The organism is Caproiciproducens sp. MSJ-32 (genome assembly GCF_018918055.1).
Classification (GTDB): Bacteria; Bacillota; Clostridia; order Clostridiales; family Clostridiaceae; genus Clostridium.
The window spans coordinates 1-24,544 of record NZ_JAHLPS010000032.1 but is presented as its reverse complement, the minus strand read 5'-3'; the positions used below and the strand labels follow the sequence as shown (position 1 = coordinate 24,544).

At 29.9% G+C, this 24,544-nt stretch carries 17 protein-coding genes; all 17 read right to left on the bottom strand.

The window, feature by feature from the left end; translation table 11 throughout:
• Positions 1-97: 97 nt before the first annotated feature.
• The 17 genes from pyk to uvrB all read right to left on the bottom strand — a co-directional run bounded on the left by pyk (position 98) and on the right by uvrB (position 24,310).
• Positions 98-1,516, bottom strand: coding sequence for a pyruvate kinase (gene pyk / locus KQI16_RS03725; RefSeq protein WP_216432341.1), 1,419 nt, complete (start codon positions 1,514-1,516; stop codon positions 98-100).
• A gap of 74 nt (positions 1,517-1,590) precedes the next feature.
• Complete coding sequence (pfkA, locus tag KQI16_RS03720) at positions 1,591-2,550, bottom strand: 6-phosphofructokinase (RefSeq protein WP_216432339.1); 960 nt, start codon at positions 2,548-2,550, stop codon at positions 1,591-1,593.
• 443 nt (positions 2,551-2,993) lie between these two features.
• The gene (locus tag KQI16_RS03715; RefSeq protein ID WP_216432337.1) at positions 2,994-6,551 is read right to left on the bottom strand and encodes a DNA polymerase III subunit alpha; all 3,558 of its coding nucleotides are present in this window, start codon (positions 6,549-6,551) and stop codon (positions 2,994-2,996) included.
• Positions 6,552-6,675: 124 nt separating this feature from the next.
• A complete protein-coding gene (gene whiA / locus KQI16_RS03710; RefSeq protein WP_216432336.1) occupies positions 6,676-7,626 on the bottom strand; it encodes a DNA-binding protein WhiA in 951 nt (316 codons plus the stop codon).
• Between the two features lie 177 nt (positions 7,627-7,803).
• Positions 7,804-9,150: a gluconeogenesis factor YvcK family protein gene (locus KQI16_RS03705; protein WP_216432334.1), complete on the bottom strand. Its 1,347-nt coding sequence runs from the start codon at positions 9,148-9,150 to the stop codon at positions 7,804-7,806.
• Positions 9,147-10,031 (bottom strand): RNase adapter RapZ, encoded by an 885-nt coding sequence (gene rapZ / locus KQI16_RS03700; protein WP_216432332.1) that lies wholly within the window; start codon positions 10,029-10,031, stop codon positions 9,147-9,149. The genes KQI16_RS03705 and rapZ overlap by 4 nt, the downstream gene beginning before the upstream one ends.
• Positions 10,032-10,099: 68 nt before the next feature.
• Positions 10,100-10,888 (bottom strand): TIGR00266 family protein, encoded by a 789-nt coding sequence (locus KQI16_RS03695; protein ID WP_216432329.1) that lies wholly within the window; start codon positions 10,886-10,888, stop codon positions 10,100-10,102.
• 30 nt (positions 10,889-10,918) lie between these two features.
• Positions 10,919-11,401: an LURP-one-related/scramblase family protein gene (locus KQI16_RS03690; RefSeq protein WP_119866372.1), complete on the bottom strand. Its 483-nt coding sequence runs from the start codon at positions 11,399-11,401 to the stop codon at positions 10,919-10,921.
• A gap of 266 nt (positions 11,402-11,667) precedes the next feature.
• A complete protein-coding gene (gene murB / locus KQI16_RS03685; protein WP_119866373.1) occupies positions 11,668-12,582 on the bottom strand; it encodes a UDP-N-acetylmuramate dehydrogenase in 915 nt (304 codons plus the stop codon).
• 113 nt (positions 12,583-12,695) lie between these two features.
• On the bottom strand, positions 12,696-14,567 hold the full coding sequence (uvrC, locus tag KQI16_RS03680) for an excinuclease ABC subunit UvrC (RefSeq protein ID WP_119866374.1): 1,872 nt from the start codon (positions 14,565-14,567) through the stop codon (positions 12,696-12,698).
• A gap of 141 nt (positions 14,568-14,708) precedes the next feature.
• Positions 14,709-15,260 (bottom strand): dTDP-4-dehydrorhamnose 3,5-epimerase family protein, encoded by a 552-nt coding sequence (locus tag KQI16_RS03675; protein WP_216432328.1) that lies wholly within the window; start codon positions 15,258-15,260, stop codon positions 14,709-14,711.
• 179 nt (positions 15,261-15,439) lie between these two features.
• Positions 15,440-16,903, bottom strand: coding sequence for a peptidoglycan D,D-transpeptidase FtsI family protein (locus KQI16_RS03670; RefSeq protein WP_216432325.1), 1,464 nt, complete (start codon positions 16,901-16,903; stop codon positions 15,440-15,442).
• 14 nt (positions 16,904-16,917) lie between these two features.
• Complete coding sequence (locus KQI16_RS03665; RefSeq protein WP_216432323.1) at positions 16,918-18,150, bottom strand: FtsW/RodA/SpoVE family cell cycle protein; 1,233 nt, start codon at positions 18,148-18,150, stop codon at positions 16,918-16,920.
• 10 nt (positions 18,151-18,160) lie between these two features.
• Positions 18,161-18,613 (bottom strand): FHA domain-containing protein, encoded by a 453-nt coding sequence (locus tag KQI16_RS03660; RefSeq protein WP_216432320.1) that lies wholly within the window; start codon positions 18,611-18,613, stop codon positions 18,161-18,163.
• An 82-nt stretch (positions 18,614-18,695) separates the two neighbouring features.
• Entirely contained in the window at positions 18,696-21,521 is a 2,826-nt protein-coding gene (gene uvrA / locus KQI16_RS03655; protein ID WP_216432319.1) for an excinuclease ABC subunit UvrA, read from the bottom strand.
• A 195-nt stretch (positions 21,522-21,716) separates the two neighbouring features.
• Positions 21,717-22,157 carry a GNAT family N-acetyltransferase gene (locus KQI16_RS03650; RefSeq protein ID WP_216432317.1) on the bottom strand — a complete coding sequence of 147 codons (441 nt, stop codon included), beginning with the start codon at positions 22,155-22,157 and terminating at the stop codon, positions 21,717-21,719.
• 176 nt (positions 22,158-22,333) lie between these two features.
• Positions 22,334-24,310, bottom strand: coding sequence for an excinuclease ABC subunit UvrB (gene uvrB / locus KQI16_RS03645; RefSeq protein ID WP_216432315.1), 1,977 nt, complete (start codon positions 24,308-24,310; stop codon positions 22,334-22,336).
• Positions 24,311-24,544 lie beyond the last annotated feature (234 nt).

Below are 24,544 nucleotides of genomic sequence, written 5' to 3'. Positions count from 1 at the left end.
TATTTATTTTTGAGAAAATGTAAAAAAAGGTTATTACATAAAATTATTTATGTAATAACCTTTTATTGTATATAATTTATATTTTAATAAAACTCAACTAGTTTACTTCACTAACCTTTAATAGGTTTGTAGTTCCTACTTCTGCTAGAGGAACTCCTGCTACTATAATAACAGTATCTCCCTCTTTTACAAAGCCATTTTCTTTAGCAGTTTTAATTGATTCTTCCATCATTTGATCTGTTGATGTCATTTCATTTGAAACTACTGGATATACTCCAAATGATGCTGCTAAACTCTTAGCTACTCTTTCATATGGAGTTACAGCAACTATTGGGCAATCTGGTCTACATTGAGAAACTCTTCTTGCTGTTGATCCACTTTGAGTTGTTGTAATAATTGCAGCTGCCTTTAATTCATATGCAGCATTTGCAGCTGCTCTTGAAATAACACCAGCTGTTGCAGGTATATGAGACTTAGCTTTAGATGTAGCTATTTCATAACGTAATTGTTTTTCAGCTTCTTCTGCTATTCTAGCCATAGTTTGTACTGCTTCTACTGGCCAATCTCCATTTGCAGATTCTCCTGATAACATTATTGCATCTGTTCCATCATAAATTGCATTTGCTACGTCTGAAACTTCTGCTCTAGTTGGTCTTGGATTTCTTATCATAGAATCTAACATTTGAGTTGCTGTTATAACTGGTTTTCCTGCATCATTACACTTTTGAATTATCATTTTTTGTACAGCAGGCAGCTTTTCCATAGGAATTTCTACTCCTAAGTCTCCTCTTGCTACCATAATACCATCAGATGCTTGTAATATAGCATCTATATTATCTACACCTTCTTGATTTTCTATCTTAGAGAATATTTTTATATCTTCTCCACCATTTTCATTTAATACTTTTCTTATTGCTTCAACGTCTGCTGCTTTTCTTATAAATGAAGCTGCAATAAAGTTAACTCCAATTTCGCATCCAAATTTAAGGTCTGCTATATCTTTTTCTGTTAAAGCAGGTAGATTTATTGAAACTCCTGGAACATTTACTCCCTTATGAGTTCCTACAAATCCTGTATTTAGGACTTTACAGTTAATTTTGTTTCCATCAACTGATTTAACTTCTAATCCAACTAAACCATCATCTATTAAGATTGTATCTCCAGCCTTAACATCATTTGCTAATCCTGCATAAGTAACAGAACATTTAGTAGTATCTCCTACTACATCTTCTCCTGCATAAATTACAAAATCATCTCCAGCTTTTAATTCAACCTTTTTAGGTTCGAATTTTCCTGTTCTTATTTCTGGTCCTTTTGTATCTAACATTACAGCTATTTGCTTATTATACTTTTCAGATAATTCTTTAACTAATCTTATTCTTTTTCCATGTTCTTCATGGTCTCCATGGGAAAAGTTATGTCTAGATACATTCATTCCTGCTTCTATTATTTTAGATAATATTTCTGGGGTATCGCTAGCAGGTCCTATTGTACACACCATCTTAGTCTTTCTCATCTAATACACTCCTTCACTTTGGATATAAATTTATGCAATTAGTAATTTATTATAATAAAACTACAAAGCTATTTTTATGATGAAATTAATTGTGATAAATCAAATAATTCATCATCAAATTTTCTTTCCATTGCTAAAGCTTCGTCTATATCATCATCAATAATCTTATTGTCTCTTATACCAATTACTCTTGAAGTTTTTCCTTCTAAAAGAACTTCTACTGCTTTAGCTCCCATTCTTGAAGCTAAAATTCTATCTGTTGCAGTTGGGCTTCCTCCTCTTTGAATATGACCTAAAACTGTAGCTCTTGTTTCTATTCCTGTAACATTTTCAACATATTCAGCTAATTCTTGAGCTCCACCTACTCCTTCTGCAAGTAGAATTAAATTATGTACTTTACCATTTTGCTTTCCTTCAAGAATAACTTTACATAATTCATCTCTTGAAAAACCTTTTTCTGGAGTTATTATATATTCTGCTCCACCAGCAATACCTGCATATAAAGCTAAATCTCCACAATCTCTTCCCATTACTTCTAATATAGAAACTCTTTCATGAGAAGTAGATGTATCTCTAACCTTATCTATTGCATCTATTACTGTATTTAATGCTGTGTCAAATCCAATTGTGTAGTCAGTATAAACTAAATCATTATCAATTGTTCCAGGAATTCCTACAGTTTTTACTCCTAATTTTGATAAAAGCTTGGCTCCAGTAAAGGATCCATCTCCACCAATTACTACTAAAGCATCGATTCCATAAGCTTTTAATATTTTTGCTGCTTTTTCTCTAACTTCTTCTTTTTTGAATTCAGGACATCTAGCAGTTCTTAGGATTGTACCACCTCTATGAATAATATCTGATACAGATGATCTATTCATAGGAATAAGCTCTCCATTAATTAGACCTGCATATCCTCTTTGAACTCCCATAACTTGAATTCCCTTATGCAGTGCAGTTCTAACAACTGCTCTTATTGCTGCATTCATTCCAGGAGCATCTCCACCACTTGTTAAAATAGCTATTTTTTGCATGCCTTTTCCTCCTTAACACCATAGGGGCAAAGTTTGTCCCAACTTTTGTTTAATTAGTCTTTTATTATAAAAAAATAAATTATATAACTTACTGTTTTTAACTGAAAATTTCAACTATATTTACTACTAATCTATTTTACTTTGAAGTCAGCTTTTATGCAACTAAAATAATGAATAATTACGATTTTTATCGACTTTTTTATAGTTTGCTATATTTATTATAACCTATTTTTTTATAATTTATAGAATATTTAATTATTTTTCTTAAACTTTCAGATAACTTTACAACTTTTTCATTGTAATCTTTTACCTTTTTTCAATTTTTAAAAAATTTTGTTAATATTTTCACTATTTTTACTTATAATTTATAATTTATCAATAACTCTATAAAACACAATAATTCAAGGCTGCTTTATAACTAACGCTACAAAACAGCCTTAATATTATTCTACCAGCTTTACATTTTCTTCTCCCATAAGTTCTTTAAGATAACTAATTGTATCTAAATCTGTATTTACCCAAATATCTCTTGGTACCCTGTATTGCTTTCTATCATTTGCAGTAAATATGTAAATTGCAGTATCCCCTTTATACTCTTCAGGAATTTCTCTGACTTCTTTAATAAAGGCCTTTGCTGAATTCATATCATCAACTCTTATATAGACCTTGGACGAATTTAATTTTTCTAAAGGTTCTATAGTCTCACATATAAGCTTAGGGGCTTCATCCTCTTTAATACTTATCCTTCCTTTTATAACAACCAAATTATCTTCCTTAATAAATTCTCTTACTTTATCTAAAGTTTTAGGAAATACTATTACTTCTATAGTTCCTGTTAAATCTTCTAACTGCAAGAAGGCCATCATGGTATTATTTCTTGTAATTTTCTGATTTACAGAAGTCAAAATGCCACCAAGAATAACCCTATCTTCATCATGAATTATATTATCTGGAACTTCCATATGTCCATAAGCTTCCTGAATTATCTCATGAGACTTAAATACCTTTCCTATATCTGTTGTGGTTTGAACCTTAAGACTATAAACATATTCATCTAGTGGATGTCCAGATAAATATAGTCCTGTCATTTCCTTTTCCATTGCTAAGAGGTTCTTTTTAGAAAACTCTTTTATATTAGGATAATTAATTTCCGGTGCTTCAATTATATCTTCTTCTAAAGCAAATAGACTTATTTGCCCATCTATATTACGTTTCTTTTCGCTTGAAACTCCATCCATTAACTTCTCATATACAGCCAATAGTCTTGATCTATATACCTTAAAACAATCCAAAGCCCCTGCCTTGATTAAGCTTTCTATAGCCCTCTTATTAACTGCAGATAAATCAATTTTATTTATAAAATCCATTAGGGATTCAAAAGTTCCTTTTTTATTTCTTGAATCAACTATAGATTCTACTACGCTATAACCAACATTTTTTATAGCTGCTAACCCAAATCTTATTTTATCTCCTTTAACAGTAAATTTTGAATAGCTCTCATTTATATCTGGAGGTAAAACTTCTATTCCTAAACTTTCAGCAAAATTTATATAATTAGCAACCTTTTCGCTTGCTCCCATAACAGAGTTTAACATAGCTGCTATTGTTTCTACTGGATAATACTTCATTAAATATGCAGTTTGATAGCCTACTACTGCATAAGCTGCTGCATGGGACTTATTAAAGGCATAACTTGCAAAGTCCATCATCTGATCAAAGATTTTATTCGCAACTTCTTCTGAAATTCCATTTCTTATACAACCAGGAACTTCTATAGTTCCATCTTCTTTTACAATACCATAAATAAAATTCTTTCTTTCCTCCTCCATAACTTTATGCTTTTTCTTAGACATAGCTCTTCTAACTAGGTCACTTCTTCCCATTGAATAACCTGCAAGTTTCATAACTATCTGCATAACTTGCTCTTGATATACTATAACCCCATAAGTAACATCTAAGATATCTTCAAGTTCTGGAGTAATATACTTAATCTTATTTGGATTTTTCTTACCTTCTATATAATTAGGAATTTCAGCCATAGGACCTGGTCTATATAGGGATATTCCCGCTATAATATCTTCTAAAGAATCCGGTTTAAGTTCCTTCATGAAGGCAGTCATTCCTGGCGATTCTAATTGAAAAACCCCAGCGGTTTTTCCTTCGCCAATCATTTTATAAACCTCTTGGTCATCAAAGTCTATTTTATCTAAATCTAGATCTATTCCTCTATTTTCTTTTACCATCTTTACTGCATCATTTATAACGGTTAATGTTCTTAAGCCAAGGAAATCCATCTTTAATAAACCCAATTCCTCTAAAGTTGTCATATCAAACTGGGCAACTATAGAATCTTCATTTTTTTGAAGGGGTACATATTCAACAAGAGGCTTTGATGCTATTACAACTCCAGCTGCATGGGTTGAAGAGTGCCTTGGAAGCCCCTCCAAAGACTTACTTACATCAATTAAAGCCTTTACTCTCTCTTCATTCTTATAAGCTTCTTTTAATTCTGGATTTATTTCTAAAGCTTTATCTATTGTCATATTAAGCATTGTTGGAATCATTTTAGCTATTCTATCAACTTCTGCGTAAGAATAGTTCATTGCTCTTCCTACATCTCTTATACAGGCTCTTGCAGCCATTGTTCCAAAGGTTATTATCTGCGAAACATTATCTATTCCATACTTTTCAACAACATAATCAATAACTTCCTGTCTTCTTTCGTAGCAAAAGTCTGAATCTATATCAGGCATACTTACTCTCTCTGGATTTAAGAATCTTTCGAATAGCAAATTGTATTTTATTGGATCTATCTTAGTTATTCCTAAAGTGTAGGCTACTATTGACCCTGCAGCAGATCCCCTGCCTGGTCCAGTTGGTATTCCATTTTCCCTTGCAAATCTGATAAAATCCCAAACTATTAAAAAATAGTCTACATATCCCATCTGCTTTATTATTGATAATTCATGCTCTAATCTCTCAATATATTCATAAGCCTTTTCATTATCTTTATAATGTTTCACAAACTTCTCAATATTTAATGGTTTGTTTAAAAACTCCTTAAAAACATCATATCTTTCTATCAAACCGGAATAACAAATATTTCTTAAATAATCATAGGGTTCTATGCCTTCTGGGACTGGAAATTTTGGAAGTTTTGAAACATGAAACTCATAATTAAAGTTACATTCTTCTGCTATCTTAGATGTGTTTTCTAAAGCCTCTGGCACAAAAGAAAAAATATTCCACATCTCCTCTGCAGATTTTAAGTAAAACTGATCTGAAGGATATCTTCTCCTGTTGGTATCATCTATTGTTTTTCCTGTTTGAATACACATTAGTACATCATGAGCTTCATAATCCTTTTGATATATATAATGCACATCATTAGTTGCAACTAAGGGAATTCCTGTTTCTTTTGATATTTTTATGTTCCAGTCTATAACCTTTTTCTGCTCTTCCATACCATGGTTTTGTATTTCTAAATAAAAACCTTCTTTAAAAATATCTTTGTATAAAAGAGCTGTTTCTTTAGCCTTTTCATAATTATCCTTAAGTATCCAGGATTGAACTTCCCCACCTAAACAAGCACTTAATGCTATTAAGCCCTTACTATGCTTTCTTAAAAACTCATGGTCAACCCTAGGCTTATAATAAAAACCTCTAATTGAAGCTTCTGATGTTATTTTCATAAGGTTTTTATATCCCTCATCATTTTTTACTAATAAAACTAAATGATGGGTACTGTTTTCCTTATCATTCACCTTGATATCCATAGACTTGGCTGCAACATATATTTCACATCCGATTATCGGCTTAATTCCTTGTGCAACAGCCTCTTTATAAAATGCAACACATCCATACATAACACCATGATCTGTTATAGCAATACTTTCCATCCCTAATTCCTTAGCCCTGCTTATTATATCCTTTACTTTTCCAGAGCCATCAAGCAAGCTATAACCAGTATGAAGATGCAGATGCGTAAATTTCTTATTCATATTACACCCCCGTTCCTTTCGGTTCTTACTTCACAATTCACAGTACACAATTTCGCTTTAAAATCTTAGGCCTTAGAAGTTTCAACCTTAACCGTCCACTGCACACTCCGAACTATAAACTGATTTAGTAGTTTCCTGATCTAATTTCTTCTGCTATTTTTTCTATCTTTCTTAATCTATGATTAACCCCTGATTTGCCAACTGGAGGGTCTAGCATTTCTCCCAGTTCCTTTAAAGACTCATCTGGATAATTTAATCTTAACTCTGCTATTTCTCTTAAATTTTTTGGAAGCCTTTGAAGCCCTATTTCCCTTTGAATTAATTTTATGCTTTCTACCTGTCTTACCGCAGCATTTACAGTTTTACTTAAATTTGCAGTTTCACAATTTACTAATCTATTTACATTATTTCTCATTTCCTTCATTATTCTTATATTTTCTAATTCTAACAATGAAGTATGAGCTCCTAAAATTCCTAATAAATTTGATATTTGCTCTCCTTCTTTTAAATAAACTATATAACTATTTTTTCTTTGTATTACTTTTGTATTTAATCCGAAGGAATTTATTAGATTTGATAAAGCTCTAGCATATTCTTCGCTATGGGTTACAAATTCTAAGTGATAGGTTTTTTCAGGATTACTAATACTTCCTCCACCTAAAAAAGCTCCTCTAATATAATATCTTTTAAGTTCATCTGTTTTTACCATTTCTTCATCTATTCTGTAATCTAAGGTTAATACTCCTTCAACTTCTCTTAATATTCCTGTCTCCCTTAAAAGATCTTTTACCCCCATGCTTTCATCTATAACAACCATATATATATTATTCTTTTTTAAGGAACTACTTTTCTTAACCATTAATTTTGAATGTATATTAAAATAATCTTTTAATAAACTAAAAATATGCCTTGCAGAAGCTGGATTTTCTGTAGTTATTCTAAAGGATAAACCTGAACCACTAAAGGTAATAGTTCCACTAACCTTCATTATTGCAGATATTTCTGCCAAGGCTTTTTCTTTTGTTAATTCTGAATATCTGCAAATTTCTCCCTTTACTTTTGATGAAAATGACATATTCCCATTCTCCTTATTACTATTATTATCATAATATTATATCATAAGTTAAACTAAAATTTTATATACAAATTCTAGCTATTATCTTATATTCGCTAACTTTTCTTCCCTTTATGATACTTTTATAAAATATTAATACATAAAAATAAAACTTCTATAAAAATAGAAGTTTTAACCTTATTGCTTTCCTTTATTTTTCTTTTCCTTTTCCTTAATCTTTTTAGAAACATACATATATTCTATAATCTTTTTCCTATCATATAAAAGCTTCTTTTCCATTATTGTATCTACAATAACTTCTCCTAATTTTTCTGAATCATGCTTTACATAACCCTTTTCTATTTTAGCCAGAGGTTCTTCTATTATCTCAACACCTAATTTTTTTATTTCTTTTTTATCTAATTCAACTAAAATTGAATTATCCAAAGCATATTTTTCTTTAATTTCTGTTGGTATATCCCCATTGTTGGCAATAACATAGTCAACAATATTACGTCCACCGTATTTTCTTAATACTTTTATATGGTCTGATGCCTTGAAACCGTCTGTTTCTCCAGGCTGTGTCATTATATTTGATATATATATTTTTATTGCATCACTTTTTCTTATGCTTTCAGCTATATTTTTTACTAATAAATTAGGAATAATACTTGTATATAAACTTCCTGGTCCTAAAACTATAGCATCTGCTTCTTCAATTGCTTTAATAGCATCATCTAAAGGCTTTGCATTTTGAGGTTCTATACTGATTTTCTTTATTCTTGAATTTTGCCTTAAAGCCTCCTCTGGTATTTGAGATTCTCCTTCTATCCTACTTCCATTTTCTAGTTCTGCAACTAACTTCATATCTTCTAAAGTTACAGGTAGAACTTTTCCTGTTACAGCTAAAACTGAACTCATTTTTTGAACTGCATGCTCAAAATTATCACTTATTCCATTCATAGCTGCCAAAAACAAGTTACCAAAGCTCTGATTTTTTAATTTTCCATCTTTAAATCTATATTGAAGAAGGTCTTCCATCAAAGGCTCTGTATCTGCTAAAGCTAAAATACAATTTCTTATATCTCCAGGGGGAAGCATTCCTAGATCCTCTCGTAAATCTCCAGATCCACCCCCATCATCTCCTACTGTAACTATGGCAGTAATATTAGATGTATAGTATTTTAGCCCCCTTAGCATTGTAGAAAGTCCTGTTCCTCCTCCTACTGCTACTATTTTAGGTCCTTTTACCAGTAATCTCTTCTCATCAATAAGATTTTCTATTTTTCTACTATTTAAAGAAATATTTATTTGATTCTTATTGTTTATTCTAATTATTGATTTCGTTATTTCCATTACTGATATCGTAATAACGAGAATTCCTGTTATATTAAGAAATATATAAAACAATTTATAATAGTAATCATAAACCCTTCTTATTGCAAGTTCAGTAAAACCAAAGGCTATTAACAAAACCCCGAATATTCCAAAGAAAAACCATCTCTTTACCTTTATACCTGGTTTTAGCCAATCATAAAACTTCATAGTTTCCTTGCTCCTTGATGTACATCCTCTTTAATATCTCTATGTTCTATTGAAACATAATAGTTTTTATTCAATAATTTTTCATATATTGCGTTTGCTATAGCAACGGATCTATGTCTTCCACCAGTACAGCCTATTGATATTATTAATTGTCTCTTTCCTTCTTTCTTATAACAAGGAATTAAAAATTCAAGCATATCTTCAACCTTTTCTAAAAAGTTTTTTGTTTCTTCCTGCTCTAACACATATTCCTTTACTGGTTTATCATTTCCTGAATAAGGCTTAAGGGATGGTATATAAAATGGATTAGGTATAAATCTAACATCAAATACAAGATCTGAATCAACCGGTATTCCATGTTTAAAACCAAAGCTTAATATAGTTATTGAAAGATTTTTCTTTGGCTGTTTAGCATCTCCATAATATTTATTCATTTCTTCTCTTAAATCTTTAATTGCATATTTTGATGTATCTATTATTATATCTGCCCTATCTTTTACTTCTCTTAATTTTTTTCTTTCTTCATTAATTCCAGCTATAACTCTTCCTCTAAGTGCTAGGGGATGGCTTCTTCTAGTTTCTTTAAATCTTTTTACTAAAACCTCATCTGAAGAATCTAAAAATAAAATTTCATACTTAAAGTCCTGTTCCTTTAGATAATTTAGGCTTTCAAATAAATCATCAAAGAAAATTCCGCCTCTTATATCTATTACTAAAGCAACTTTATTAATTTTTCCATCACTTTGTATACACGCTTCTGCAAATTTAGGTATCAATTTAGGTGGAAGATTATCTACACAAAAATATCCCATATCTTCAAGACTTCTTGTTGCTTCTGTCTTGCCTGCTCCCGATAAACCTGTAACTATTATAAATCTCATGATATTATGCCCCCTTGCTCATAGTCTTCTATAGGTTAATTATATCACTGAAATTACTATAATTAAATCTATCTTTCAAATATATCACCTAATGTTCCTAAAATGCTTCCTTGATCTACTTGTCTTCCGCCAGTATGTGGAGCAGCTGCAATTACCCTAGAAGCTAACTTACTAAATGGTAAGCTTTGAATCCATACATCTCCTGGACCTGTTAATGTAGCAAAGAACATTCCTTCTCCACCAAATAGTGTATTTTTTATTCCTCCAACAAATTCTATATCATAATGTACATTTTGAGTCATTGCAACTAAACATCCTGTATCTATTTTAATTGTTTCTCCAGGCATTAAACTTCTTTTTACTATAGTACCTCCTGCATTTATGAAAGCCATACCATCCCCTTCTAATTTTTGAAGTATAAAGCCTTCACCACCAAAGAATCCTACTCCTAATTTCTTTGTAAATACAATCCCGATATTTACCCCCATAGCTGAACATAAATATGCATCCTTTTGACAGATTATTCTTTCGCCATAATTCTTAAGATCAATTGGTATTATCTTTCCTGGATAAGGTGCAGCAAAGGCTACCTTTTGCTTTATATAACCTGTATTGCTAAAGGAAGTCATAAATAAACTTTCACCTGTAATTACTCTCTTAGCAGCTCCTCCTAAAACACCCCAGAAGCCACCGCTTTTTTTACTGCCATCTCCAAAAACAGTATCCATTTTAATACTGCTGTCCATCATCATCATGGCTCCAGCTTCAGCAATTACTGCTTCTCTAGGGTCTAGGGTAATTTCAACAAATTGCATTTCATTCCCTTTAATTTCATATTCAATTTCATGTGCTATCATTTTTCTATCTCCTTTGCATTTTAATTATTCTTAATTATTTTCATGATATCTTACCATATCAATAATTACTAGTAATCCAATTAAAAAAACAGTATATTCCTCATCAAATACTTCTAATGAATAAGAATCTGTAAAAATACTAATCTCCTTATCTATTCTACCTATTTCTCTATTTTCCTTTTCTATTATATAATGTCTTCCTAGAACATCTCTTGCTCTCATTTTTATATTTCCCATTTGACCAGTAATATTATATTCAGGAAACATAAATTCTTTCCTTATTTCAGCAATTTCCATCATATTGGAATCGTAAGCAATATATCTATGCGCTCCAATCCTTATCTGCTGTTTTAAAAATAATATTCTCCTATTGTTCAAATCATAAACGTATATATTTTTACCAATATCAAACTTATCAGCCTCTACTATATATTCCTCTTTACCATGCTCATTTAATACATCAAACTTACTCCCAATTGAAAATAATCTTTGATTAATAGAAAACTTTCTCATTAACATTTCCCCTTTTTAATATTTTTTGTAACCTCTTTAAAAGGTTTGTATAAATCTTAAATATAGTATAATATACCACTTAATTAAAATCAATATTTTTATAGCAAAAATTTGAAATTTTATAAAAAGAAAAGCTATTACATAAAAATTTATGTAACAGCTCTATTTTCTAATTATTTATTATTAAATTTTTAACTAATAATATTTATATAATTCAACTATAATGAATTATTTTCTCATTTGTTAATTGCCAACTGTCAATTAGTTTAGTCTTCTCCTAATATTCTAACTTCAGGATGAAGTTCTACACCAAACTTATCTTTTACTTCCTTCTGAATATGTTTTATTAGATCTATTATATCCTTAGCAGTAGCTCCACCCTTATTAATTACAAATCCTGAATGTTTTTCTGAAACTGCTGCGCCACCAATACTATATCCCTTTAATCCCGCGTCTTGTATAAGCTTTCCAGCATAATATCCTTCTGGCCTTTTAAAAGTGCTTCCAGCAGATGGATATTCTAAAGGCTGCTTTTCTTCCCTTCTTCTTGTTAGATCATCTACAGTTTCTTTTATTTTATCATACTCAGCTTTTTGTAATTTAAATCTTGCTGATAATACTACATAATTTTTTTTCATAACGATTGATGATCTATAACCTAGTTCTAATTCTTCTTTTGATAACACTACTACTTCATTCTTATCATTTATTACTTCTGCAGATTCTATAACATCAGCAATTTCTCCATTATAGGCTCCTGCATTCATAAAAACAGCTCCGCCTACTGTTCCAGGTATTCCACAAGAAAATTCAAGGCCTGTTAAAGAGTTTTTTAAAGCCTCATTAGAGATATCCTTAAGCATAGCTCCACATTCTGCTTCTAATATATCTCCATCTACTCTTATGTTTTTTAATTCATTTAACTTTATTACAACTCCTCTTATTCCGCCATCTTTAACCAATAAATTAGATCCGTTGCCAACTACATAGAAAGGTATGCTCTTTTCTCTACATATTTTTATGGTTTTTATAACTTGCTCTTTAGATTCTGGTATTAAAAGTATATCAGCTGGTCCACCTACTCTAAAATAAACATGGTTCTTCATTTCAGAATCAAGAATTACATTTTCTTTTTTATAAAATTCCTCAAATAAACTATTTAAATTTTTATATTGATTCATACCTAACTCCTTATAAAACGTAGTAATTGTCTTTACCTAGTATAAAATAAAAACATATAATAAACAACATTTTTATTTATATTATTCATATTATATTTACTTTCTTTTCCTTGTTACAGCTTTTCTTTAACAGTAAAATAGTCAATTATACTTTGCGCTGCCTTTTTATCTATACTAGGAGTTTCTAACAACTCCTCAAAGCTAGCATTTTTAATATTTTCAACGCTGCCAAATTTCATTAGTAAATTTCTTCTCCTCTTTTCTCCTATGTTTGGTATATCCTCTAAAACTGAATGTAAAGTCCTTTTATCTCTTAAGGTTCTATGATAAGTAATTGCAAACCTATGGACTTCATCTTGTATTCTTCTAATTAGCTGCATTAAATTTGAGTTTCTATTAATAATAAGTTCTTGATTATTATATATAATACCCCTAGTTTGATGCTTATCATCTTTTACTAAACCACAAACAGGAATATTGATATTTAGTTTTTCTAATACTTCTAAAGCCACATTAACTTGGCCCTTTCCTCCATCCATCATTATAAGATCTGGGAAGAAAGAAAACTTTCCCGATGAAAAATTTAATTTTCTTTCTTTTATTTCTTCAATTTCCTTTAATCCATGAGTAAATCTTCTTTCTAAAATTTCCCTCATGCTATCATAATCATTAGCTCCCTTAACAGATTTTATTTTAAATCTTCTATAATCGCTATTTTTAGCTTTTCCTTCCTCAAATACTATCATAGAGCCGACTGAATCTACACCTTGAATATTAGATATATCATAAGATTCTATTCTAAATGGAATATCATCTAAATCTAATATATCTCTTAATTCTTCTAAAGCTATTTTATTAGTCATTTTATCTCTAAGTATCTTATCTTTAAACTTTTCTAGAGTAATTTTGGCATTGCTTTTTACCATTTCTAGCATTTCTTTCTTTTGACCCTTTTGAGGTATCTTTATTGTTACATTAGCTCCTCTTTTTATCTTTAAAAATTCTTCAAGCAATTCTATCTCTTCTATCTTTGGAACATAAATATATCTTGGTATCTTTGCTGTTCCGCCATAGAAAGAAGTAATAAACTCCTCTAGAATTTCTCCAATTTCTTCATTTACAGTATTCTCAAATATAAAATCTTCTCTTCCTAATATTTTTCCATCTCTAGAGAAGAAAATTTGAATACAGCTATCTTTTTCATCCTGATAGATATTAATAAAATCTTCGTCACCTTCCATTGTTTTAAATATCTTTTGTTTTTCTACAATATTTTCTATGGCAAATATTTTATCTCTTAACTTAGCTGCTTTTTCAAAATCTAAATTTCTTGATGCCTCTTCCATACTTTCCTTAAGATAATTTTTTATTTTTTTATCTTTACCATTAAGTATATCTATAATCTGATCAATCATTTTTCTATATTCTTCTTTTGATATATACCCTGCACATGGTGCTACACATTTTTTAATATGGTAATTTAAACATGGTCTAACCTTTGGACCATCTTCCTTAATTAATAATTTGCAATCCCTTACAGGAAATATTTTATATATTAATTTTATTGTTTCATAAACTGCAGTTCCATTTGTATATGGTCCAAAATATTTACCACCATCTTTAACATATCTTCTAGTTACAAATACTCTTGGGAAATCATCATTAGTTGTTATTTTTATGAAAGGATAAAATTTATCGTCTTTAAGTAAAATATTATACCTAGGACTGTATTTTTTTATTAAATTACCTTCTAAAATTAAGGCTTCCATTTCATTATCAGTTACTATATATTCAAATTCTGCTATGTTCTTAACCATAGCCTTAACCTTTTCAGTATGGTTTTTAGAATTTTGAAAATAACTTTTAACTCTATTTTTTAATATTTTAGCTTTACCTACATAAATAACTTCCCCAAGAGAATTTTTCATTAGATAAACACCAGGTTTCTCCGGTAAGTTCTTTAAATGATATTCAAAATCAAACATTACAATCCTCCATAAATCTTTTCCTTTGTATATAAATTTTAGCATTTTAATCTTAAGTAAACAAAAGGAATTTTATTGCAATTCACAATTCATAATGCATACTGTACACTGTGAATTGTGAACTGCAAAAGGTACTTTTACCTAAAACGGTGATTCAAACTCTTCGAATCTTGGCCATTTTTCATCTTCTTCTTCAACTTCTACTTCATATTTATCTAAAAATTCCCAAGGTATATTTAGTGATGACCAATGAATTCCATCTCTTAAACTTAGAATATAAGGTTTTGTAACTTTATAATAAATTATAGCATTTTTTTCCCCTTTTATATAATATCCATGAGCACATCCCCTTGGAATATATACAATATTTCTGTTATTTTCATTTAACTCTATTACAGCATATTTCCCAAAAGTCTTTGAATTTTTCCTTAGATCAACTATAACATCTTGGATCGAACCGCTTAAACATGTAACTAATTTATCATGTTCTTCTGGAGGTCTCTGAAAGTGCATTCCTCTTACTACGCCTGGCTTGGCAATTGCATAACACTCCTCTTTAAATTCTGTACTTAATCCATAAATATTAAACTGTGTATTATTAAAAATTTTTATAAAATCGCATTTATCTTCCATTAAAACCATAGGGGTTATTAAATAGCATCCTTCTACTTCTAATTCTTCAAATCTAAACATATATTATCCTACTCCTTAATCCTAATTTTTTTCTCTTGTATTTTTTAAAATAAATAATTTTACACTCTAATATATGAATTAGAAGCCTATAGAGTTAATATTAGCTTTCAATAATTACTTATAAAAAAAATAGAGATAAAAACCAAAAATTTTTATCTCTATCTATATTTTCTAAATTATCATTCTCCAAATATTGCTTGATGTACAACTTGTGAAGCTATTTCTGCAGCTGAACCTGCTCCACTTTCTCCATTTTCAACTATAACTGCAACTGCAATTTTAGGATCATCAACTGGTGCTATTGATATAAACCATCCATGGGGAATTGCTTCTACTCCGTTTTCCATATAATCTGCTGTTCCTGTTTTTCCACCTGCATTAGTTCCGTCAAAATACGGCCATCTATATATATTATTTGAAACTAAATAATTCATATATTCTTTAATAATAGCTGCTATATCTGCAGAAATTACATCACTTTTAAGTACTTTATTTTCTATTTCCTTTATAGTATTTCCATCTTTATCAACAACTTTATTAACCAATTTAGGCTGCATTAAAACTCCATTATTTGCAACAGTTGCTGCAACAATAGCCATTTGCATTGGAGTTACAGCTACACTTCCTTGTCCTATACCACTTTGAGCTATATTTCCTAATTCATATTCTTCTAATGTTGGAAAACTGCTCTGAGATATTGAAATTCCTACTCCAGGTATTCTTGCATTAAAGCCAAATCTCTCTGCTACTTCCCTTAATTTATCATTACCCATTTCCATAGCTAAAGTACCAAATACAACATTGCTTGATACCCTATATGCATTTTTTAAATCTAAACTTCCATGAGCCTGCTTCATAAAATTGTTAAGTTCTGTTCCATCGTCAAATGTAATCTTACCTTGATCATCAAAAATTCTAGCTGTTACAGCTGGATCATTTTCAATGGCTGCAGCCAGGGTTACTGTTTTAAAAATTGAACCTGGCGGATATATTCCATACAAAGCCCTATTTAACAGCCTACTTTCAGTATCTTCACCACTATTTGCATCTTCCATTGCCCCTTCTAAATTAGTTGGATCATAGGTTGGTTTAGATACCATGGCAAGAATTTCACCAGTTTTAGGATTTAAAGCAACTACTGAACCTTTTCTATCTCCTAAAGCATCATAAGCAATTTTCTGGAGGTTATAGTCTAAAGTTGTGATTATACCATTTCCTATTTTTTCTTCATTTCTATTTTCTATAGCACTTTTTAAGTCAAAACCCTTTAGTAAACTTCTAAAACTATTTGTAAAACCATTATACTTTGAAAGTTCTTCATCAAATTCTTCTTCTAATCCTGTAATACCATATCTTTCATCGATATATCCTAAAGCATGAACATATAAATCTCCATAGGCGTAGTCTCTGCTTTGACTATATTCATCAATTCTTTTACTAGTTGCAATAGGATTTCCATCTCTATCATATATTGTTCCTCTTATTACTTCATTTCTCTTTGCCCAAAGCCTTCTATTTCCTGTATCCGCTGCTATATCAGGTCCCTTAAACAGCTGAAAATACGCTATATATGATATTAATGCGATAAAACAAAAAAGAAATATTATCATTACATTCTTTACATTTTTAGCTAGAGAATTCATAGCTTCCTCCTTATTTAATTTTCCTCTGATACCTTTTGTAACATTCCTAGCGCAAAAAACATTGAAAGCATTGAACTTCCTCCATAACTTACAAGAGGTAAAGTTATACCTGTAAGTGGTATTACAGTAAATATTCCACCTACAATAACTAAAGTTTGACATGCAATCATTGTACTTAATCCAACCACTAATAATTGACTAAACTTGTCACTAGTAACAAAAGCTATTCTAATTCCTCGATAGAATAAAAGGAAATATATTATCATAATCCCTACTGCAAAGATTACTCCAAACTCTTCACATATTACTGCAAAAATAAAATCACTTTCACTTGCAAATATTAGGTCTGGATAACCATTGCCTAATCCAACTCCAAATAGTCCACCAGAAGCTATTGCATATAATCCCTGTACTATCTGATAGCCTTCATCACTTGCATATTTCCAAGGATCAAGCCATACCATAACTCTTCTTTTAACATGACTAAATACTCCATAGGCACCTATAGCTCCTACTACAGAAAGTCCAAGACAAGTAAACACATATTTTTTCTTAGAGGTTGCTATATAAAGCATAGTAACTGATATCCCAAAAAATATAAGTGTAGATCCTAAATCTGTTTGAAGAACCATACATACTAAAGAATACATTACAATTAGAGCTGGTATTATAAGCTGTTTAAAATCTTCTTTTATATTATTTTTACTTTCATAATCTTTTAAGGAAGAAGCTAAGTATAAAATCAAAGATATTTTACCAAATTCAGAAGGTTGAAAACCAAAGGGACCAAAATATACCCAGTTCATTGCTCCATTTGTTTCAACATTAAATATAAGACCATATAGTAATCCCATTGGCATAAAAATTAAAGTTATAATCATATATATATATTTATAATCTGCAAACTTACTCATATTAGGCAGCGCTACTGAAATAACTATATATGCAGCTATTCCTAATATTACCCATAACAATTGTTTAATTGCCATACTCTGATCTATTCTAAATAATACGGCAACCCCAACGACTGCTAATATACTTGAAAATATAAATAAAAATTTATCTCCATTTGGATAAAATCTTCTTATTAAATAATGAGAAAAACCTATTATGAGACAAAGTCCTAATCCTATAAATATTGCATTTTTGTTTAAAGGCTTTTCAAGTAGTGCTAAATTAGTAAATATTAAAATACATAATAAATAAATTAATTTGAGCACTCTTTTTTCTAATTTTAATTTATTCATATTTATACCCCTAATTCTTATCTGATCTAATTACTTTAAATATTGCACTACCTATTCTAAACTTATCGTTTGCTCTTAATTTAAAATAATCCTTTATTTTTACATCATTAACAAAAATACCATTAGTACTTTGTAAATCTCTAATAATTATTTCATTATTTTTTAATTTGATTTCAGCATGATTTCCTGATACATATTGATCACTAAGTCTTATTGTATTGCCTTCTTTTCTGCCAATGGTAATTACATCTCTTAATAATAAAATAGACCCCTCTTCTAAGTTTGAATTTTCTCCTACACTAACTACTTCTATTCCATAACTTCTTTTACTAGAACTTGGTCTTTTTCTACCGCCACTTTTTACATCTTTATACATTATCTTTAAAGCATAAAAGATAATAAAATAAAGAATGCCTATAAAAGCTATTCCAGAAATCAGTCTTATAATCTTTGAAAAATCCATTTTTTCACCTCAAATTAGTTATTATACTATCATTATATATTAAAATACTTAAATAAAAATAACAACTAGCTTAATCTTATAATTATCTTAGGATTTTCTTAAGATATTTACCTGTATAAGACTGTTCTACTTCAATAATTTCTTCTGGAGTTCCAGTTGCAACTATAGTTCCACCTTTATCTCCACCTTCTGGTCCTAAGTCTATTATATAATCTGCACATTTTATTATATCTAGATTATGCTCTATAACTACTACTGTATTTCCTGCATCTACTAATCTTTGAAGTATAGTGATCAACCTATTAACATCATCTATATGAAGACCTGTTGATGGTTCATCAAGAATATAAAGAGTTTTTCCTGTACCTCTCTTTGATAATTCAGTAGCTAATTTTATTCTTTGAGCCTCTCCACCTGATAATTGAGTTGATGGCTGACCTAATCTTATATATCCAAGACCTACATCATATAATGTTTCAAGTTTGCTTTTTATTCTTGGTATATTTTCAAAGAACTTTAATGCTTCTTCTACTGTCATATTTAAAACATCTGCAATATTTTTCCCCTTATATTTTACTTCTAAAGTTTCCCTATTATATCTTTTTCCATGACATACTTCACAAGGAACATATACATCTGCTAAAAATTGCATTTCTATTTTTATTATACCGTCCCCAGAACAAGCTTCACATCTTCCACCTTTAACATTAAAACTAAATCTGCCTTTGTTATATCCCCTCATTTTTGCTTCTGTTGTAGTAGCAAATAATTCCCTTATTATATCAAATACTCCTGTATAAGTAGCAGGATTTGATCTAGGAGTTCTTCCTATAGGACTTTGATCAATATCTATTATTTTATCTATATTTTCGTATCCCAATATTTCTTTATATTTTCCTACTGGATTTTTACTTTTGTTTACTATCCTATTTAAACCCTTATAAAGAATTTCATTTACTAAAGTACTCTTTCCTGAACCTGAAACACCAGTAACTGCTGTTAAAGTTCCTAATGGTATTGATACATTTATATTCTTTAAGTTATTTTCCTTTGCACCCTTAACTCTTATAAAATTACCATTTCCTTTTCTTCTTTCTTTTGGAACTTCAACTTTTTTCTTTCCAGTTAAGTATTGACCTGTTATTGATTCTTCACAGTTCATCACATCTTCTAAGATCCCTGCAACAACTACTTCTCCACCATGTTCTCCTGCTCTTGGTCCTATATCTACTATATAATCAGCTGCCTTAATTGTATCTTCATCATGTTCAACAACTATAACTGTATTTCCTATATCTCTTAGTTTCTTTAAAGTTGCAATAAGTTTATCATTATCTCTTTGATGAAGACCTATACTTGGTTCATCCAGTATATATAATACTCCCATTAAAGCTGATCCTATTTGTGTTGCAAGCCTTATTCTTTGAGCTTCCCCTCCTGATAAAGTACCAGAACTTCTTGCTAAATCAAGATAATCTAGTCCTACATCAACTAAAAATGTAAGTCTATTTTTAATTTCTCTTACTATCTGCTCACTAATTTTTTTGTCCTTCTCAGAAAATTCTATTGAATTTAAATAATCCAATTCTTCTTTAATTGAAAGAGTTGTAAATTCATAAATATTTTTATCACCTATTAAAACAGCTAACGCTTCTTGATTTAATCTTGCTCCTTTACATTTAGGACAAGTATTATTCCCCATAAACTGTTCAATATGTTCTTTCATTTCATTAGAATTTGTTTCTACATATCTTCTTTTTAGGGAATTTATTTCTCCATCATAAGCATAATTATATTGAGCTTCAACTCCATCCTTAACATATTTAACCTTTAATTTCTTACCATTAGTTCCATATAAAATTAAATCTAAAGCCTCTCTGCTTAATTCCTTAACAGGTTTTCTTAAATCTATATCATATTCATGACTTAATGCTTGCAAAATTGCATAAGTCCAAGAATCTTCTTTTAGTCTTCCTTCTCCCCAAGTTGCAATAGCACCTTCCATTATACTTAAATCTTTATTTGGAATTATTAAGTCTTCATCTATTTCCATTAATGAACCAAGACCATCACAATGATCACATTTCCCATAAGGAGCATTAAATGAAAATAATCTCGGTTCTATTTCATCTATACTCATGCCACATTCATGGCAGGCAAATTTTTCGCTAAAAATTATATCTTCTCCACCTATTATATTTATAACAACTATACCATCTGCAAGTTTTAAAGCCACTTCAACTGAATCTGTTAATCTTCCTTCTACTCCTTCTTTAATAATTATTCTGTCAACTACAACTTCTATATTATGTTTTTTATTCTTATCTAAATTAATTTCTTCCTCTGTTAAGTCATAGATAGAACCATCAACTCTTACTCTTACATAACCACTTCTCTTCATTTTATCTAAAACTTTCTCATGTTGCCCTTTTTTTCCTCTAACTACAGGAGCTAACACTTGAATTTTAGTTCTTTCTTCAAAAGTCATAACCTTATCTACAATTTGGTCTACAGTTTGTTGTTCAATTGGTATTTTACATTTAGGACAATATGGTTTACCAACCCTAGCATATAAAAGTCTTAAATAGTCATATATTTCTGTTATAGTCCCAACCGTAGATCTTGGATTTTTGCTAGTAGTTTTTTGAGCAATAGATATTGCAGGAGACAATCCTTCTATGTACTCTACATCCGGCTTATCCATTTGCCCAAGAAACTGCCTTGCATATGAAGATAATGACTCTACGTACCTTCTCTGTCCTTCAGCATATAAAGTATCAAAAGCTAAAGAAGACTTCCCTGATCCAGATAATCCTGTTAAAACAACTAATTTATCTCTTGGAATTTCAAGTGATATATTCTTTAAGTTATTTACTTTTGCTCCTTTTATTATTATTTTATCTTTCATAAAATAAATCCCTTCCCGTTCCTTATTTTTTATCTATATAAATCGAAAATTCGAACTAATGTTCCTTATTATATTCTAAATTTTATTATAATTATTGTCAAATAATATATCCTTGTCAATGCTTTTAATCATCTAATTTATTTTATTAAACTTAAAAGGAGAGCCTTTCTAATTGCTCTCCTAATTCTTTAATTTCTATGATATCCTCTTTTCCATATTTATATGCTTAACAGGTATAAAATCAGAAATGAATATTTTACCTATAGGTCTATATCCATTCTTGAGATAAAATTCCCTAACACTTAATCTAGTTTCAAGAATTATCTTCTTATAGCCTAATTCCTTAGCATAATTCTCCATAGCCCTTAAAATGGCAGTCCCTGTTCCTTTGCCCTGATTTTTTGAATTAACAGCTAAATATTTTATTCTAATTTTCTTATTATCACTATGACTTAATGTTCCAACTCCTAGGATGTCTTCTTCTTTAAATGCCCCAAAAATAACATCCTTATCTACTTCACTCCTTAAATCATCATCATAAATACTACGTCTCCAAGGTTTCCTAAGAACCTTATTCCTTAAAACTAAAGTTTTTTGGTAATCATCAGTACCATACCTGATAATTCTCACTTCCATGATTATAGCCCTCCTTAAATAAAAAATTGATATAAATCCCCAAATCAATTTTTATATTTTAAATTAAATTTTATCATATTAAACATTACTATTCAATTACGGAAAAATTTTCAAATAGATATATCTAGATATATAATTAAAAGGAGATTGATTTATTAGAATCAATCTCCTTTTAATTATTTAGCTTTTAAATCATTTATTATATCACGTAATTCTGCAGCTCTTTCAAACTGTAGATTTTTAGCTGCTTCCATCATTTCTTCTGTATATTTCTTAATTAATTTCTCCTTATCTTTAGTTGAAATTTCTATCTTATCATTTTTAATAACTTCATAAATAGATGGTTCTTCTGCGGTTTTTGTTGCTTCTATTACATCTCTAATATCTTTAACGATAGTTTTAGGTACTATATTATGTTCTTGATTATATTTAATTTGTTTCTTTCTTCTTCTTTCCGTTTCTTTTATAGCCTTATCCATTGACCTTGTTATTACATCTGCATACATTATAACTTTGCTTTCTGCATTTCTTGCTGCTCTACCAATTGTTTGTATAAGAGATGTTTCTGAACGTAAGAACCCTTCCTTATCTGCATCTAGAATTGCAACTAATGCAACTTCAGGAATATCTAACCCTTCTCTTAATAAGTTAATTCCAACTAAAACATCAAACTTTCCAAGTCTTAGATCTCTAATAATTTCCATTCTCTCTATAGTCTTTATATCTGAATGCATGTAGGTAGTTTTTATTCCCAAATCAGATAGATATTTTGTTAAATCTTCTGCCATTTTCTTTGTTAATGTAGTTATAAGAATTCTATAACCCTTATCTATTGTTTTTCTTATCTCTCCATATAAATCATCTATTTGTCCTTCAACAGGTCTGATTTCTATAATTGGATCTAGCAGGCCAGTAGGTCTTATTACTTGTTCAGCAACATTAGTTGAATGTTCTAATTCATATTCCCCTGGTGTAGCACTTACAAATACAACTTGATTTATCTTCTTTTCAAATTCTTCAAACTTTAAAGGCCTGTTATCATAGGCACAAGGAAGTCTAAAACCATATTCGACTAAAGTAGTCTTTCTTGATCTATCTCCAGCATACATTGCTCTTGCTTGAGGTAAAGTAACATGGCTCTCATCTATAAACATTAAATAATCATCAGGGAAATAATCTAATAAGGTTTGTGGCGGAGTTCCAGGAGCTCTTCCATCTAATATTCTGGAATAATTTTCTATACCACTGCAATACCCCATTTCCCTAATCATTTCAATATCATAATTAGTTCTCTGCCTTAATCTTTGTGCTTCTAATAGTTTTCCCTGGCTATTTAATTCCCTTAATCTATCTTCAAGTTCATCTTCTATTTGCCTTATAGCTCTCTCTAAAACTTCCTTTGAAGTAGCAAAATGAGATGCCGGTGAAATAGCCACATGATTTCTTTCACCTATTATATTTCCTGTTACAACATCAAATTCTCTAATTCTTTCAATTTCATCCCCAAAAAACTCTACTCTTATTCCTTTACTTGATGAGTATGATGGAATAATATCTAAAGAATCTCCTCTAACTCTAAAGGTACCTCTAGCAAACTCTATATCATTTCTCTCATATTGTATCTCTATTAATTTTTTAATTACATCATTTCTATCTTTTATCATTCCCGGTCTTAAGGAAAGAGTCAGCTTTTTATACTCTTCTGGATTACCTAATCCATATATGCAGGAAATAGATGCAACTATTATTACATCTCTCCTTTCCAATAAAGCTGATGTAGCTGAATGCCTTAACTTATCTATTTCATCATTAATAGATGCATCTTTTTCTATATAAGTATCTGTTTGCGGAACATAAGCTTCAGGTTGATAATAATCATAATAGGAAACAAAATACTCTACTATATTGTTAGGGAAAAACTCCTTAAATTCTGAACATAACTGAGCTGCTAAAGTTTTATTATGAGCTAAAACTAAGGTAGGTTTTTGAACTCTTTCAATAATATTAGCCATGGTATATGTTTTACCAGATCCAGTTACACCAAGCAAAGTTTGAGCCCTATCTCCTCTCTTTATTGATTCAACTATGCTTTCTATAGCCTGGGGTTGATCTCCCATGGGTTTAAAATTTGATACTATCTTAAACTCCGGCATATTTTCACCTCCATGTTTATAATGACTTTAAATATATTCTATACTTAATAATTTACATATTCAACATTATATATAATAGCTCCTACATTCTACTCTTGTTCCTTCCTCTTATATAAACTTGAATTCGGCAAGTAAATTTTAAAAAAGTTTCTACTTGCCATTTTTGTTTTCTTTATGAATAAATTTACATTTATTATGATATTTTATACCGTTAGGTCTTTTTTTGAGTATACT

Excerpts from the sequence above, each read along its gene's own strand:
- pyk (WP_216432341.1), bottom strand. The coding sequence starts at position 1,516 with ATGAGAAAGACTAAGATGGTGTGTACAATAGGACCTGCTAGCGATACC.
- pfkA (WP_216432339.1), bottom strand. The coding sequence starts at position 2,550 with ATGCAAAAAATAGCTATTTTAACAAGTGGTGGAGATGCTCCTGGAATG.
- KQI16_RS03715 (WP_216432337.1), bottom strand. The coding sequence starts at position 6,551 with ATGAATAAGAAATTTACGCATCTGCATCTTCATACTGGTTATAGCTTG.
- whiA (WP_216432336.1), bottom strand. The coding sequence starts at position 7,626 with ATGTCATTTTCATCAAAAGTAAAGGGAGAAATTTGCAGATATTCAGAA.
- KQI16_RS03705 (WP_216432334.1), bottom strand. The coding sequence starts at position 9,150 with ATGAAGTTTTATGATTGGCTAAAACCAGGTATAAAGGTAAAGAGATGG.
- rapZ (WP_216432332.1), bottom strand. The coding sequence starts at position 10,031 with ATGAGATTTATAATAGTTACAGGTTTATCGGGAGCAGGCAAGACAGAA.
- KQI16_RS03695 (WP_216432329.1), bottom strand. The coding sequence starts at position 10,888 with ATGATAGCACATGAAATTGAATATGAAATTAAAGGGAATGAAATGCAA.
- KQI16_RS03690 (WP_119866372.1), bottom strand. The coding sequence starts at position 11,401 with ATGAGAAAGTTTTCTATTAATCAAAGATTATTTTCAATTGGGAGTAAG.
- murB (WP_119866373.1), bottom strand. The coding sequence starts at position 12,582 with ATGAATCAATATAAAAATTTAAATAGTTTATTTGAGGAATTTTATAAA.
- uvrC (WP_119866374.1), bottom strand. The coding sequence starts at position 14,567 with ATGTTTGATTTTGAATATCATTTAAAGAACTTACCGGAGAAACCTGGT.
- KQI16_RS03675 (WP_216432328.1), bottom strand. The coding sequence starts at position 15,260 with ATGTTTAGATTTGAAGAATTAGAAGTAGAAGGATGCTATTTAATAACC.
- KQI16_RS03670 (WP_216432325.1), bottom strand. The coding sequence starts at position 16,903 with ATGAATTCTCTAGCTAAAAATGTAAAGAATGTAATGATAATATTTCTT.
- KQI16_RS03665 (WP_216432323.1), bottom strand. The coding sequence starts at position 18,150 with ATGAATAAATTAAAATTAGAAAAAAGAGTGCTCAAATTAATTTATTTA.
- KQI16_RS03660 (WP_216432320.1), bottom strand. The coding sequence starts at position 18,613 with ATGGATTTTTCAAAGATTATAAGACTGATTTCTGGAATAGCTTTTATA.
- uvrA (WP_216432319.1), bottom strand. The coding sequence starts at position 21,521 with ATGAAAGATAAAATAATAATAAAAGGAGCAAAAGTAAATAACTTAAAG.
- KQI16_RS03650 (WP_216432317.1), bottom strand. The coding sequence starts at position 22,157 with ATGGAAGTGAGAATTATCAGGTATGGTACTGATGATTACCAAAAAACT.
- uvrB (WP_216432315.1), bottom strand. The coding sequence starts at position 24,310 with ATGCCGGAGTTTAAGATAGTATCAAATTTTAAACCCATGGGAGATCAA.